This is a genomic window from Novosphingobium sp. FW305-C-30-35 (assembly GCF_058783135.1).
In genome coordinates this window covers 1,438,945-1,453,772 of sequence record NZ_JBYSYJ010000001.1, presented here as the reverse complement: position 1 = coordinate 1,453,772, position 14,828 = coordinate 1,438,945, and the positions used below count along the sequence as shown (strand labels likewise).

The 14,828-nt window shown below is 58.3% G+C and carries 12 protein-coding genes and 1 pseudogene; 7 read left to right on the top strand and 6 right to left on the bottom strand.

Annotation, left to right across the window (positions count from 1 at the left end; translation table 11 throughout):
- The first annotated feature begins 283 nt into the window (after positions 1-283).
- A complete protein-coding gene (locus AC3WLM_RS07240; RefSeq protein ID WP_492476999.1) occupies positions 284-679 on the top strand; it encodes a hypothetical protein in 396 nt (131 codons plus the stop codon).
- Between the two features lie 397 nt (positions 680-1,076).
- Here the strand turns inward: AC3WLM_RS07240 and AC3WLM_RS07235 are convergent, their stop codons facing one another.
- The 4 genes from AC3WLM_RS07235 to AC3WLM_RS07220 form a co-directional block, all read right to left on the bottom strand.
- A complete protein-coding gene (locus tag AC3WLM_RS07235) occupies positions 1,077-2,258 on the bottom strand; it encodes a GIY-YIG nuclease family protein (RefSeq protein WP_492476998.1) in 1,182 nt (393 codons plus the stop codon).
- Entirely contained in the window at positions 2,251-4,323 is a 2,073-nt protein-coding gene (locus AC3WLM_RS07230; protein WP_492476997.1) for a pseudomurein-binding repeat-containing protein, read from the bottom strand. Before AC3WLM_RS07230 ends, AC3WLM_RS07235 begins: the two co-directional genes overlap by 8 nt.
- A 70-nt stretch (positions 4,324-4,393) precedes the next feature.
- Complete coding sequence (locus AC3WLM_RS07225; RefSeq protein WP_492476996.1) at positions 4,394-5,434, bottom strand: hypothetical protein; 1,041 nt, start codon at positions 5,432-5,434, stop codon at positions 4,394-4,396.
- A gap of 64 nt (positions 5,435-5,498) precedes the next feature.
- Entirely contained in the window at positions 5,499-8,249 is a 2,751-nt protein-coding gene (locus tag AC3WLM_RS07220) for a class I SAM-dependent DNA methyltransferase (RefSeq protein WP_492478101.1), read from the bottom strand.
- A 203-nt stretch (positions 8,250-8,452) separates the two neighbouring features.
- Between AC3WLM_RS07220 and AC3WLM_RS07215 the strand changes: the two genes are divergently transcribed.
- Positions 8,453-8,782 (top strand): hypothetical protein, encoded by a 330-nt coding sequence (locus AC3WLM_RS07215; RefSeq protein WP_492476995.1) that lies wholly within the window; start codon positions 8,453-8,455, stop codon positions 8,780-8,782.
- A 1,056-nt stretch (positions 8,783-9,838) separates the two neighbouring features.
- Here AC3WLM_RS07215 and AC3WLM_RS07210 read toward each other — a convergent pair.
- Positions 9,839-10,159: pseudogene (locus AC3WLM_RS07210) on the bottom strand (ATP-binding protein); the annotation flags it as partial.
- Positions 10,160-10,306: 147 nt separating this feature from the next.
- Between AC3WLM_RS07210 and AC3WLM_RS07205 the strand changes: the two are divergent.
- From AC3WLM_RS07205 to AC3WLM_RS07185, 5 genes are all read left to right on the top strand, one after another.
- A complete protein-coding gene (locus AC3WLM_RS07205) occupies positions 10,307-10,684 on the top strand; it encodes a hypothetical protein (RefSeq protein WP_036527606.1) in 378 nt (125 codons plus the stop codon).
- The gene (locus tag AC3WLM_RS07200) at positions 10,668-10,832 is read left to right on the top strand and encodes a hypothetical protein (protein ID WP_492476994.1); all 165 of its coding nucleotides are present in this window, start codon (positions 10,668-10,670) and stop codon (positions 10,830-10,832) included. The genes AC3WLM_RS07205 and AC3WLM_RS07200 overlap by 17 nt, the downstream gene beginning before the upstream one ends.
- 57 nt (positions 10,833-10,889) lie before the next feature.
- On the top strand, positions 10,890-11,942 hold the full coding sequence (locus tag AC3WLM_RS07195) for an IS110 family RNA-guided transposase (protein WP_039338337.1): 1,053 nt from the start codon (positions 10,890-10,892) through the stop codon (positions 11,940-11,942).
- Between the two features lie 293 nt (positions 11,943-12,235).
- Positions 12,236-13,039, top strand: a complete 804-nt coding sequence (locus AC3WLM_RS07190; RefSeq protein ID WP_492476993.1) for a hypothetical protein — start codon at positions 12,236-12,238, stop codon at positions 13,037-13,039.
- A 105-nt stretch (positions 13,040-13,144) separates the two neighbouring features.
- On the top strand, positions 13,145-14,020 hold the full coding sequence (locus AC3WLM_RS07185) for a hypothetical protein (RefSeq protein ID WP_492476992.1): 876 nt from the start codon (positions 13,145-13,147) through the stop codon (positions 14,018-14,020).
- Here the strand turns inward: AC3WLM_RS07185 and AC3WLM_RS07180 are convergent.
- Positions 13,998-14,758 (bottom strand): IS5 family transposase gene (locus AC3WLM_RS07180; RefSeq protein ID WP_492476991.1). Its coding sequence is split into 2 segments (ribosomal slippage): positions 13,998-14,425 and positions 14,425-14,758, totalling 762 coding nucleotides; the frame shifts between segments, so codons are not numbered across the junction. The genes AC3WLM_RS07185 and AC3WLM_RS07180 overlap by 23 nt on opposite strands.
- Between the last annotated feature and the right edge of the window lie 70 nt (positions 14,759-14,828).

Sequence of the window (14,828 nt, the reverse complement as noted above, 5' to 3'; positions counted from 1 at the left end):
CAGCAAGGCGCCCTTATCTCGCCTCGCAAGTCGGATTCGCGCAATCAACGAAGCGTGGCTCTTGATATCCAGTTTTTGATCTGCGACGGATGTCATACCGTTGGCAAATTCCGGCGGTGGGGCGTCGTAACCTCTGAAACCACTGTCTGGTCACAGTTTCTGTGGCCGGGTGGCCGTCGCGCATGTCCAAGGCACCGCCTAAAGGCGGCGGCGCCTGGATCAGTGGTCTTGGTTACGAACACCCGGCTCGGCCGGCCCGCTCCTATAGAACTGAGGTGTGGCCATGCGTATCGAGATGTCGGGATCTTTTTATCTTTGGGATTTTGAAGAGGCGATCGATTTGATCATTCAGACTCTCGAGATGAATCAGATCGACGAGATACGATCGGTTAGCCTAGAATTTCAGCCTTATGATCACTGCACGCTGGTCGATTTCGAAGACCAAGAATGCGGGGCGCCATTTCGAATTCTTCGCAACCAAGGAAGGAAGACGCGCAAGTTCAAGGTTGTATCGCCTCGATTGTTACCGGAAACTAAAAGCAGGCCAGTCTTCAGCGGCCCCCTTATCATGCCCCCGCCAGCAAAAAAGTCGGCCACATTACAAAATTTCTTCGGCATGCTAGGGAATGCAAAAGTGGACGCAATGACTAAACGAGATTGCAGCGAAGATTTCCTGTGAAAAAAATCGCTGTAACTGCTGAAGCTTTGGTCTACGCCGCCCTTCAACATGATGAGGATGCTGGTCGAGATGCCGCCAGAATTATGACTGACTCTGAATTTCTTGTCATATCTAATATTACGATTCTGAGATTCCTTGGATCGGTCTGCGGGGAGCATCAAATACCGCAATCACTTGCGATAAGCTCGGTACGAGTGCTTTTGGCAGACGATAAAGTCATAGCTGATAGAGATGCTCTTTCGTTTTGTTTGAGTGCGATGGAGAAAGGCCGTGGCTTCGCAGAGTCGTTGGAATCTTACGATGTCTTACGGTACGGCGTTGATCAGATCCTATCCTTCCGCGCTCAGTAGATCAAAAAACAAGAGCCCCCAAAATTAAGCTGTTGCGCGCTTTGTGACTAATTGATTGGGGATAGCATACCGGCCTTAGGATCATAACTGAATTCCGTGATGGTTCGATCCCTGATGCGTTCGACTGCCTCGTCCACGACTGAAATTGGCAACACGAACCACTCACGAGGCCTAACCGAGTGGCCGAAGCGATCCTGAATTGTTAGATCCAGTTGGGCAGCCGCGAAGACCTTGTGAATGAGGTTCTCCAGTTTCTGGCAGTTTACGCCAAACACCTTGTACGTCGCAACAACGTCGACTCCAGCAAGCAAATAAGTCGAGCTCTTCTCCGCGGCGGAGATACGTGCTTCGACCGAGCCACTGGTTACACCGATCTTGTGGATTACCTCTCGATGCTCCGCAACGAATGGATGGTTTGACTTGCTTCTAAGCACATAGATGGTGCCGGTTTCGACTTCGCCAGCTTCAGCCTTGTCAGCGAATAGAGGACCGGGTGCCGGGTCAGTAATGCGCCGCCCTGCATCATCTTCGTTGAGCTGGCGCTGTAGCGACCGCATCAGCATCCCGCTTTGCGTGCCGTTGTCGAAGATCACGCGGAGGCGCGCATCGGTGCGGCCCTGCGCGTTGACGAAGACCTCGTCCATCTCTGCCACATAGCTGATCAGACCACCGACGATGAAGAATGCGCCGGGCCGGATTTCGGCCTTGAGCTCGAAAGGCCGGGTTACGCGTGTGCCGCTGGAGAGGTCATCTTTTACTTGCTTGAACAGGTGGGCGAATTTCTCGAAGTCAGGGCACTTCTCGCGGCGGGCAATTTCCTCGGCAGCGCGCTTTTCCTCGGTTGAACGAACGTGGCGGAGTTGAGTGATGTCGTCACCCTCGCCAAGCCCGCCTAGCTCAGCGGCCAGATCGTCCAGATCAAGCTCGTCTGCGTCCACGAGATCAGCTTCTACGCGGTCGAGCAGTCCGTGCTTGTCGAAGTCGGCCAGTAGAGTCCGGGAGTCTTCCTGCGCACGCAGGCGATCCAGCCGTACGGCATAGAGGCGTTCGAAGATGTCTCGGTCCTCGCCGTGCTGGGGCAGGCGACCATGTTCTTCGAAGAAGCGCTCGATGTCCTCGAACCCGGCGATGATCCGTTCCTCGCGCGCCGTATAGGTGGCCTGCTTCTTCCTGGCGGGCGCAAAGTCCGCAAGTTCGTCGGCCAGATCGTCGAGGTTGAAGTCACTCATAGCGGCCCTCCTCGCGGAAGCGCATGAATGCGGCGGCCCCTTCGGCGAGGCGCTGTTCCCAGGCATCGGCGGATGTGATCGACGGCAGCCGTCCCCGTTCCTTCTTGAAGCGGACTGCGCGGGCAGCGAGATCCCTGGCATCCTCGGGGCTGATCTTGGTGCGCTTGGCGGTGATCGCTGCCTGAACCTGCTTGAGCGTGCTCTCGCTCATCGACTTGGCCAGCACGGCATAGGCTGCCTGCCAGGGGTTGATGCTGTCGATCAGGTCGATGTCGAGTTCGCGGACATCCATGGCAAACTGCCGCACGCCATCCAACAAGGCGGTATTGGCGCGCTGCTCACCATCGGTAGCGTCTGTCACCCCCATGGCAAGCGACTTCGCCTTCTGGGTCAGGTTCAGCGCCGCGATAGCGTGCTGCCGGACAGACTCCTGATCCTCGGCGGAGAGGTCGGGGTAACGATCGCGCACGATCTTGCCCATGGCGACTTGGGTTAGTTCCTGCGCCGGGGTTTCCTCGTCGAACATGCCGCGTTCGGCCACGGTCTTGGTCTGCACAAATGCGGCGATGACCTCGTTGAGGTCCTCCTGCACGATGCGGGTCGCCTCAGGGCTCTTGGGCGTGACGAGGCCCGCTATCTCGAAGTGATACTGCCCGCGCTCCTCGTTGAAGCCGACGTTGGTTTGCCCTTCCTTGTAGCCACCTTCGCCATAGTCGAAATTCGGCAGCGGCCCGTTGTTCTTCGGACTGAAGGTAAAGCGGGGCGCGAGCACCTGTTCCATCAGCAGGCTGGCAGCAATGGCCTTCAGCGTATCGTTGATCGCATCGGCCACGGCTGCTTCGGAAGCATCTGGTTCAGCGATAAGGTTGGTAAAGGTGGCAACGGACTTGCCCGGGGCATCGCGCGTGGCGCGACCAATGATCTGGATGATCTCGGTCAGGCTCGACCGGTAGCCGACGGTCAGCGCGTGTTCGCACCAGATCCAGTCGAAGCCTTCCTTGGCCATGCCCAGCGCGATGATGATGTCGACATGGTCGCGATCGTTCTTGTGCGCAGGGTCCTTCAGCGCCGCCAAAACCTTCGCCCGGCGCGCAGAATCGCTGTCATCGACAAGGTCGGCGATCTTCAACACCCGGCCATCGGGCAAAGCGACCAGTTCGAAGCCGGTTACGGGATCGGCCCCTTGCCACTTGCCGAGGTAGTGCAGGATCTCGTTGACCTCGGCAATCTTGTCCTTCGTGCTCTCGCGGGCGTTGACCGAGGGAATGTGCACGATCGTCTTGCGCGACGGATCAAGGCAATGCTCGATCGCCTCGAGATAGCGCCCGGTGTAGAAGTAATACCCTATGTCGAGCGCCTTGAGGTGCTCGTACCCGTTGAGCTGTTCGAAGTAGGTGAAGCTCACCGTCTCGAACTTCGCCTCGTCCTCGGGCGTCAGGACCGGGGCGGCGTCGCCCCGGAAATAGCTGCCGGTCATGGCGACGATGTGCACCTTGTCGCGCGCGATGAATGCGGCAAGCTGGCTGCCGAGCCGGTTGTCCGGGCTGGCCGAGACATGGTGAAACTCGTCCACCGCGATCAGCCGGTCGTCGAATGCGTCGATGCCATAGGCCTCGACCGCGAAGCGGAAGGTGGCGTGCGTGCAGACCAGCACCGGATCGCCGCTTTCAAGGAACTGGCCGACCGCCTTGACCTTGGAGGAATCCACTCGATCCTCGTCAGCGCCGGGGGAGTTGCACAGGTTCCATTGCGGCTTGACCGTCCAGTCCGCCCAGAAGCCGTGGGCGCTCAACGGCTCATCAGCAAAGCTGCTGCCGATCGACTTTTCCGGCACCGCGATGATCGCCTGTCTCAGCCCTTGATTGTGCAGCTTGTCGAGCGCGATAAACATCAGCGCGCGGCTCTTGCCCGAGGCCGGCGGCGACTTGATCAGCAGGTACTGCTCGCCCCGCTTGTTGTAGGCACGCTCCTGCATCACGCGCATGCCAAGCGCATTGGCCTTGGCCGAGGCGCCTGTACGGGCGGTCTTGAAGCTGACAGCCGGAATGGGTTGGGCGGGGGTCATCTTATCTCGCTCTCAGACACAGGGGCAACTTGCAGCTCTTGTTCGGCGCAATGCTCTGAGGCTGACCACTTCACTGTTGGTCCTTGTTTGGCAAGCGCTTGAAGAAGGGATTCGCCTTTGCACCTGCGTGGTCAATGTCTGGCATAGTGCCGTCAGGTCCCCGCATTGTGCGGAGTTTCCTGTCTTTCCGGCTGAGGTCAATCATGATGGGTGAGTATCGCCTATACCAGTGCGCCAGCAGTTCACGTTTTTGAGGCTGCAGTGCTTTCGCCAAGATCAAGGCGACCGACGCATCACCATGCTCTGCAAACTTCGCCAGGGTTAGGACCGCCGCCTGATGAACGACTTCTTCCTGCTTCCTTCCTTCCAGCAGGTGGACGATTGCAGCCAGCTCGTGCGCTTTCCAGTCAGCCGCCAGCCCAAGTCGAAGGTACTTGCGATATGCCTTGCAGACATTCTTGGGCTGGCCATCGAGCAGGGCCGCTGTCTTGGCATCATCGGCAGCTGTAGACAGTTCACTCCCTTCCAGAAGCAGCGGAAATTCGCGGTTCCTCAGCGGCATCGGCACGTGGAGAGCTCGCTCTACTGCGAAGACTTCGGTCGGGTTCTCGGCGGAATAGAGCAATCGCTTCGCCGGTCGCAGGATCACCATCTTGCCGAGAAAGTACGTGGAGGGGCTGCGCATGAGCAGGACAAGGGGGTCGGCCTGTGCCACGGCAATGGTTAGCATCGCGCCATGTTGACCAGGTAGAACCTCGGCTTGCGTGACCACGCCGGTTATAAGGCCCCGGACCCTTATCAGCAGTTCGCGGGCTTCGGGGCTGACGTATAACGCGTCCTGAGCCTGAGCGGCGACTGCGCCCGCCTGCTTCCTTGGCATGCAAGGGTGGCGATCCCAAGGCGGCCCGAGCGGCGGATCAATGAACACGCTTCCACCGTTGTGGCGGATGAAGAACACGGCAGCGCCGCACTGCGCACAATTCGTCTTGATGCACTGGCTGTCAGGGCTGCGAACGACACGACCGTCCGTTGCACCATTCCTGCCACTACAGCCACCAAACGGATGCAACGGTATTGCCCGTCCATCGATCGTGACGAACTCGACCGGCATTCCGCAATCGCGGCAACGTGCCAAATCAGCCTCCTTTCGAATGCCTAGTACGCAGGTGGCATGATCACGCGGCTTTCCCCTTCGAGGTCATCCTGGTGTAGAGTTCGAAGAGCTTTTCCAGACGTTCGGTGTCGTTGCGGAAGCGGCGGCCGATGTAGATGCGTTCGAGGACTTCGTCGTTGCGATCGTGCGCGGCACGCAGATTTTCGGGCATGGTCTCGGGATCATAGAGGTCCGCAATCGTCGCCGGGAAATGCGCTTCGCGGGCGAGGAGGATGTCTTCGGCGCAGCGGGTGAGGTCGGCCTTGTGCTGGTCGGTCAGAGTGGGGACCGGGAATGTGTTCCAGCCGAGGGTGTTGGAGTAGGAGAAGTCGGTGCGCATGCGGACGCAAACGGTTCCGATCCAGACCCAATGCAGGCGCGACGCGATCAGCGCCATGTTCCACAGCTGGGCATCGTAGAGAGCGAAATTCCGGTCGCCAATGATAGTACCATGATCTTCGAGACCGATTGGCAAATAATCACGGTTTTCTGAACTTACCCGTGCCACGACAAGACTGCTGGATTTGGCTACGGACTGAATTTGACGAAACCGGTGTGGGAACGCTGCCGCCGGGCGGGTCTCCGCCGCCTTACTCTCTGCACGTGACTTCGCGACGCCCTCTATGCGTCTTCGAAGCTCGGGGATCCTTTCAGCCTCCTCCCGTTCTGCGTCCTCCAGCCAAAGGCAATAGCGACCCTCGCCACGGATAAACTCCTGCGCACCCAAAAAGCGCTTAAGGTAAGGAGTGGCTTCCGGAGCGGCATTCAGCAGGCTGTAGCGTTCATCAGGAGTGAAGAAAAAATTCCCGCCATCAGTCGGCTTATTGCCCCACTCCATAAGGCCACGCTCGTCGCGAGGTTTTGACACAGGTGCAACAATGATGTTTGGCCCGGCCACTAGATAGGCGTTGATGTTTTCTACTTGTTTGGCAACGGTTTCAGCGGCATCAGTATTTGAGTATATGGTCCTCATTCTGCAAGATTGTCTCGCGAGGCCAACAATCACTACAGTGACGCCGGCCTTCTGGCTAGCAAGGTTCGCCCACTTGAAGGACGTATGCGCAAAGGCGATCTCATGTTCTGTCTGAAAGATCAGCGGCCACAGGATCGGCACTTGCTGCCCTTGGCAAATGCTGTTGGTTGACACAAAAGCTGCCGCAGCTCTGGCTTGGGTGCCATAATCCGCCGCCTTCATGAACCAACCCGCAACGTAATCGAGCGACTTCCAGCTTTTGGTGCGATGGCCGAATATACGCTCCAAATCGGCCTTCTGCTCAGAATCCTGCCACGTTGACCCTAAGTAGGGCGGATTGCCACAGATGTACGTCTCCCCGCCCTCGTTCTCGAAATCAATCTCGGCCTGATCCAAAGGCGTGCCGAACAGGTCATCCGCTTGAACCCGCACACCCGCCCCTGTCTGCGGACATATGCTCAGCCAATCCAACCGCAGCGCATTGCCGCAGGTAATCCAGTTCTGACTATCCAGCGGCAGAAACTCCGCCAGCGCCTCCTTCTGCCCGCGATAGAGCACGTCGCACTGGTACTCGGCGATGATCAGGGCCAACCGGGCGATTTCGGCCGGAAAGCTGCGCAATTCGATGCCCCGAAAGTTGGTGAGCGGAATGTCGCTGCGGCGGTCGGGCTCGTCGCGCCGCCGGTTAATCTCGGCCTCAAGCTCGCGCATCTGCTTGTAGGCGATGACGAGGAAATTGCCCGATCCGCAGGCCGGATCGAACACCCGGATCCTGGCCATGCGGTTGCGCAGGTTGAGCAGCTTGCGGCTGTTGTCGCCCGCTTCCTCCAACTTGGCCCGCAGATCATCCAGAAACAGCGGGTTCAGCACCTTCAGGATGTTCGGTACGCTGGTGTAATGCATGCCGAGCGCACCGCGCTCCTCGTCGTCGGCCACGGCCTGGATCATCGAGCCGAAGATGTCCGGGTTGATCTTCTGCCAATCAAGGCTGCCGATGTGCAGCAGGTAGGACCGTGCGATCTTGCTGAAGCGCGGGCATTCGGTCGATCCCGAAAAGAGCTGCCCGTTCACATAGGGAAAGACATCGGCCCAGCTCTTGATCCCGGCGGCAGCGCGATCGGCCAGCCTGGTGTCCATCGCGCGGAAGATCTCGGCGATGACCATGTGCGTGTCAGACGCATCGCGTGCGCTCATTTGCTCGACCGTGCGGCTGAACAGGCCTTCGCCGACGAAAATGTCGGTATCCTCGGCAAAGAAGCAGAAGATCAGGCGAGCCATGAAATGGTTCATGTCCTCGCGCCTGCTGGCCCAGTCAGGGTTGTCCTTCAGCAGCTCGACATAGAGCTTGTTGAGGCGGCCGGTGGCCTTGATGTCAAAGCTGCTCTCACGGATCTGCTGAACCGTGGTGATGCCCGCCAGTGGCAGGAAGAAGGCGAACTTGTCAGGGAAGGAGGCGTAATCGCAGGCAACCGTCTCGCCACTGGCCATGTCCTCAGCCTGGAAGGCCACCCCATCGGTGGCGAGGATGAACTTGGCCTTTTGCGATACGGTCTTCGGGCTTTGCCGCAGGGCGACAAGCGTCTCGTCCACCGCACCCTGATCGCAGGTGGCAATGTGGATGTGCCCCCGCTGCAGCACGGCGCCCGGAACATCGGACTGGTTTGTGTTGCCCGCCCGCAGGCGCTGGATCGCGGTATCCTTGTTCCCGAAGGCGCGCAGGAACTGAAAGGGAAACTCCGCCCGGTCAAACGGTTCGAGCGCGAGGGCGGATACGGCTTCTTCGATCTCTACGGGGTTCATATCACCAAGCATAGACCAAGGGTTAATGGAGCGCCAAGGCCAGAGAACGCCATTTCGGTGCATGACGGAAACCATTGGTAGGTAAGAAGATTCCTTGAGAACTTGCGGGTGTGGGCTCGCATCCATGGACGGTCGCTACAGCGCTATTTGAAAGCGCGCGCCCGAGCGACGTCAACGACACCTTTCTAGTGGGGCTCGAGACGGTGGCCGCGGTGCTAGGCCACGCGGCTGACTGGGTCGGCCATCGGGACGGCTTGGCCGAGGGGCAGCTGTTCGACGGCGACGATCTGCCTGAGCGGCTCGCTATCTACGGTCTGAGCAGCTGGATCACGCTGTTCGGTCGCGACTTGGCGGCCTGCTACACAGAGGAGGGCGCGCTCGACCTGAACGTCGTGACGACGCTCAGCAGGCACGTGGAGCGCCTCTTCTGGAGTCTCGGCCTGTTCTGCTGGCCGGAGGGCGGTGGCGTCCGCTGCAGCGTCGCCGAGCAGGGATTCGTGCTTGACGGTCTCCCGTCGGCGACGGACATCTGAACGCACCTTCAGGGAGGGATCATCCACAGTTGATTTGACTATCCTTCTACGCTCCACGCATGGCGCCCAAATAGATGAACGAAAAATGCCAGCGCCGGATAAAGCTCAATAGCGCCATGTCCGACACTCCATGCCCTCGCTCGTCAAAGCCAGGGGCGAGGTCAACATGGGTCAATTTGCCGTGAAACATATGCCTCCCCCGGTCACCTCTCAGCGGCGAGTATAAGGTGCGTTTCCAGTTTCAAAAAGCTGAGGTTGGCGGACGCCAAATGGAATGGCAGCAAGGTCCCAAAGTCGGTCGTTAATGATCACATTTGCGCCGGGTGATCGAACGGCCGGTTTCGGGACTTCTGAAATTCACCGCGAATGACTGATTAAAAGGCGCTTTGCTGACCTTCTGCTATGTCCACGGCGGTCGACCAGCTTCGGCCGAATATAACGTTTACCGGTGAAGATGTGAACGATCGGGTCTGGTCGATAATGTTGAAAGATTAGCCTTGCGTGTGTGAGATTGGAGCCTTCGGATGCGACCCACCCAGTGGTATCATCAGACCGAGCCCGGTCATTTATCGTCGGGTCTTTTGGGCGACAAGCAGCCGCTTCTATTGACGAGAGGATTCAGTCTTCAGGACACGTCCGGTGCCTCGCTCCACTGCGCTATGTGTGATTGGCCCGACTCGGAGCGACCCCAACGACCGACTTGCGAGCGGAGAGAAGCCGGTTGCCCCTAGTGAAGCCGTATCGACTTGCCGAACAAAAAGAGAACACGTAGTTTGGGCCCAATCCAACTGGAAAGTGATTCTCGATGACCGATATGCTGAAAATGGGAGCATTTGTTGACTTTGTCGGCACTGACCCCGCAGTCAACGCTCTACCGTTGTCAAACGGCGTTCAAAAGGGACCCCCGATCGGCGTCGAAGAGGGACCCCCTTTTCAGATAATATGATGCTGGTTTGTTGAAGATGGCCTTGCGCTGCGTGCGGCGGAGGGCGGGCGTAGCCCGACCGGAGGCGCGCGCAGCGCAAGATAGATTTTTGAAGGCGCCGAAGGTGGCTGTCAGCTGCGGTTTTTGAAGCGCCAGCTGTCGTTGCCCGTCTCGACGATATCGCAGTGGTGGGTGACGCGGTCGAGCAGCGCCGTGGTCATCTTGGGATCGCCGAACACGGTCGGCCATTCGCCGAAGGCGAGGTTCGTGGTGATGATGACGCTGGTCCGCTCATAAAGCTTGCTGATGAGGTGGAACAGCAACTGCCCTCCCGAGCGGGCGAACGGCAGATAACCGAGCTCGTCGAGAACGATCAGGTCGAGCCGCGACAGCTGCGCCGCCAGGGTCCCGCCTTTGCCGATCCGGGTCTCCTCTTCGAGGCGTGTCACCAGACCACGCTGACCACGGCACGGACTGATGAACTCGCCATCATTGATCAGGTTCTGCAGGGCGAGATCCACCTGCCCCCCCATGCATGCACCGTTGTTCAGGTCCAAGCCCTGCCGCGCCTGTCGAACGGCAAATATGATTTTAAGGCGATGGACGGTCTCGCGCCATCCCGCGAAAAAGCGCCGTCATTCGAGGCGATGTTCGAAGGGTTCAACAACGAACCGTTCAGCCTCCGTAAGCTAACCGCCTTCCTGGGCCTCGCCTCGCGACGGATTGCGCACCATTGCGCGGACATTCTCCTTCTCGACGTCGCGGCCACCAGCATCTTCGAAATCTTCGAGGAGTTTGGCACGGAGAGCCCAGATAGGATCGGGCGAGAGACAAGGTTTATCGACATCTCAACGGACTCGCTCTCGTTCGTTAATGCCAGCATCGCACTGGAAGGATATCTCGGCTTCATCCCCCCGCGCTGGGATCAACTCTCGCTTGCCGAACTGGAGGAACTCAAACATGTCGCCCATGTTTAAGACGCGGCGCATGGAGGCAGGAGTCGTCCTGCGTGCGGCGGCGATATCCCTCGTGGCGCTGAACCATGCCAACCCCGATATCGACCAGGTTTTGGGATTTAACTTCTCGGGTGGCATGAGCGTCCTGATGGCGCTCTCCGGCTATTAATGGGATGACCCGCCCTGTCCTTCCATCCACAGTCGAGCGATCAAGAAGGAGGATGCAATGAGCATACGGAACAAGCCAAGAGATGCAGCCGTGTTCGGCATCGACATCGGCAAGACGGTCTTTCACGTCGTCGGCCTCGATGCTTCTCACGCACCGATCCAGAAAGCCACCTTCAGACGGGAGACGTTGCTGCAGTTCTTTGAGCGTGCGTCGCCGGTGTTGGTGGGGATGGAAGCGTGTCCCGGTTCGCAGTGGCTTGCGCGCAAACTTCAAGCGATGGGTCACATTGTGCGGATCGTGCCGGCACAGTTCGTGAAGCCGTTCGTGAAGTCGAACAAGAACGATATCATCGACGCCGAAGCCATCGCAGAAGCGGTAACCAGGCCGACGATGCGCTTCGTGGAGATCCGGTCGCCGGAACAGATTGACCTGCAGGCTCTGCACCGCGTCCGGGACAGGATGATCGCTCATCGCACGCGACTGATCAGTCAGATGCGCGCCTTTTGCCTGGAATACGGCATCGCAATCCACCAAGGTGCCGGCAAGTTCAAAGCCGACATGCCACGGGTGCTCGGGGATATGGACAATGAGCTCACGCCCGCCATGCGCCGAATGCTGACTGAGGTATTCGGGGAACTCGGCGATCTCGAACAGCGCATCGCCGCCATGAACCGCGAGATCGAAGCTATCGCAGCGCGCAGCGATACGGCCCGTCGCTTAATGACTGTACCCGGTGTCGGCCCACTGGGGGCCACCGCCTTGCTTGCATCGGCCGGCACGGGGCGTCAGTTCCGCAAAGCTCGCGATCTGGCGGCATGGCTTGGGCTCGTGCCACGGGAGTACTCTACTGGGGGCAAAACGAGGCTGCTCGGCATCAGCAAACGTGGCAACAAGTACCTCCGGCGCATGATCATCCACGGAGCTAGATCCTGCGTGACGCATCTCGACCGAAGCCGGGACCGCCTGGGGCCATGGCTTGATGGGCTGGAACGCCGAATGCATAAGAACAAGGTCACCGTCGCCTTGGCAGCCAAGATCGCCCGCATCTTGTGGGTCGTGCTGACGAAGCCCGGTGCCAGTTACGAGCGGAGGGATCCAGCCTTCGGCTGATCTGGACCGCTACAGACTGCGAGGTTCGTGAGCGTGATGACGAAACAGTTGACCTGCGTATCGTAAGCTCCGTCAAAAAAACGGGCTACCAGCCCGAAGCATTTATCCGAGAACGATACGCGCGGATCTCATCAAGGCCTGGCCGCAACAGCGGTCCACTCGCGAGAGGCCGGATACATTTGTGCAGACTGGCACCGTCACCACCGATCGACCCTTGCATGGACAGGGCGGGTCATACATTTTTTGCGAAGTTCGTGCTTGACGCTCCCTCGCTCCCACAGATGCGGCATCGATTGATCGGCTTCGGGCGATCCATCCTGCTACCCAGCTTCTTCATGGTCTTATTCTTCTTCATCATCTTACGTAAATTCGATGTTTTAGAATTATTGTTTATCCGAAACCTCTTCACGGACGGTCGAATATCCAAGTTTCCGACCTGGTATCCGCAGGTCATGATGCAGATCCTGATCGTCGTCTACATCCTGTCCTACATCGGTCTCATCCGGAATTTCGGTCGGAAGCTACTCCCTTATTCCGTCGTTTTGCTGTTTGTCGCATCCGTGTTGCTACGATTTTATCTGGACAACTATTCAGATGGTCTGGACCATCCTACACTGCCCTACTCCCGGTTCTGGAATTTTTGCCTCGGCTGGTGCTTCTACTTCTTTGCCGATCCCTCAAGGACTCCGAAAGGAAACAGGGTCGCGATGGCTGCCCTGGCGATTGCCAGCAGCTTCCTCGTTTACGGGGCCGCCAAACTACCTGCCTACTGCCTCATTGCGGGGACCCTTATTTTCCTCTTTGTAAGGGACATCGCAGTCCCCGCCATCCTGCACAAGCTCATCACGATCGTCGCCATGGCAAACCTCCATATCTTTCTCTGGCACCGCTTCTTCTTCGAGATTTACGAGGACATCATGCATGTCACCGCCCAAGGTGGGTTCGGCATGTGGCTATTCGGAATGTCGGCAAGCGTCGTTCTGTGGATTGGGTGGGAGGCGGCAGTCCGAACGGCGAGGGAGTTCGCATTGGCATCAACCTCCCTGAAATCGAAAGTTATTCCTTCCGTCCGAAGCCATACTCTCCCGGCAAGCTAGGGCAGGAATTAAGTGAAATGCGACCAAATTTAACAAATGATTGCTGAGATGTTTTTCTTTTGATACAAAGAACATGAATGCACCTTGGCAGAAGGTACGCGTCTCATGACAGACGGGAATTTTGATGTACCTGTTACAGGAACGCCCGTCATTCTATACGAGCTAAATGAGGTATCCTGGCAAGTTGTTGATTGGTACATTGGAAGAAATCCTCATGGGAACTTCGCGAATATTTTAGGCATGTCGAGATCCTACACCACTGTTACGACAGATGTGGGGGAACTTCATCCCTGGGTAACGTGGCCGACATTGCATCGGGGGGTGGACAATCGCAGCCATGGAATTGAGTTCCTTAATCAGGATCTGACGAGAGCGAGCGAATTCCCGCCTGTGTGGGAGACCGCCGCCAAAGCCGGGAAGCGGGTCGGTGTTTTTGCAAGCCTGCAATCCTATCCTCCCCCGCCCGACGACGCGTACGCCTTCTACATCCCCGACACTTTCGCGCCGCAGCCGGGCACGATCCCGCCCGAATGCAGGCCGTTCCAGATGCTCAACCTTCGCCAGACAGCACTGGATGGGGGGATCGTCTCCGACGTGAAACCGAGCAGAGAGCTCGCAACACTGATGCTCGGCCTGGTTCGGATCGGCTTGTCTTTGTCGACCGTTCTCGCTCTCGCGCGGCAGGTCATTCTTGAAAAGATCAATCCACTTTACAAGTCGCGTCGCTCGATCATGCAGGCGCCGATCGCCTTTGATGTCTTTAAGCATCTTCTGCATCGGACCAAACCGGAGTTCACGACGTTCTTCACCAATCATGTCGCGGGCATGATGCATCGATATTGGAAGCATGCTTTCCCGGAGGAATTCCAATACACTTTGACCTCCGATGAAGACAGGTTGAAGGCGAAGAATATACAGCGGGCGATGGATGTCGCGGATTATCAGCTAGGCTCAGGACTCATTGCGGCAGCCAGAAGATGACGGTTGCGGCGATGCAGATGGCGGACATGAAGGTGTGGGCGCATCGGTCATAGCGGGTGTGGATCCGTCGCCAGTCCTTGAGCTTGCCGAACATGTTCTCGACCTTGTGACGCTGGCGGTAGAGTGCTGTGTCGTGCGGGATGCGCACCTTTCGGTTGGTCTTTGATGGGATGCAGGCGGCGATGCCGCGCTCGGCCAAGGCATGGCGGAACCAGTCGGCATCATAGCCCCGGTCGGCCAGCAACGCCTTGGCCTTGGGGAGCGCATCGATCATCAGCGCAGCGCCCTTGTAATCGCTCATCTGCCCTTCGCTGAGCAGCATGATCAGCGGGCGGCCCTTGCCATCGCAGACAGCGTGAAGCTTGGAGTTCAGGCCGCCTTTGGTGCGTCCGATACGTCGGGGTAGAGCCCCTTTTTTAGCAGGCTCGCCGCCGTCCGGTGCGCCTTGAGATGGGTAGCATCGATCATCAGCTGATCGGGCTTGCCGCCCTTGGCGGCAAGCTCGGCGAAAATGCGGTTGAACACGCCCAAGCGGCTCCAGCGGATGAACCGGTTGTAGATCGTTTTGTGCGGGCCGTAGCCGGCGGGCGCATCACGCCAGCGCAGCCCGTTCCTGATCACGAAGATGATGCCGCTCACGATCCGCCGATCATCGACCCGCGGGATGCCGTGCGACAGTGGGAAATAAGGCTCAATCCGGCGCATCTGCGCCTCGCTCAACAACCAAAGCTCAGACAACCGCAGCACCTCCTCAGTGCCGCGAGTGAATCAAGGCATCGCCGCCAATGCAAGAATTTAATGGGTCCTG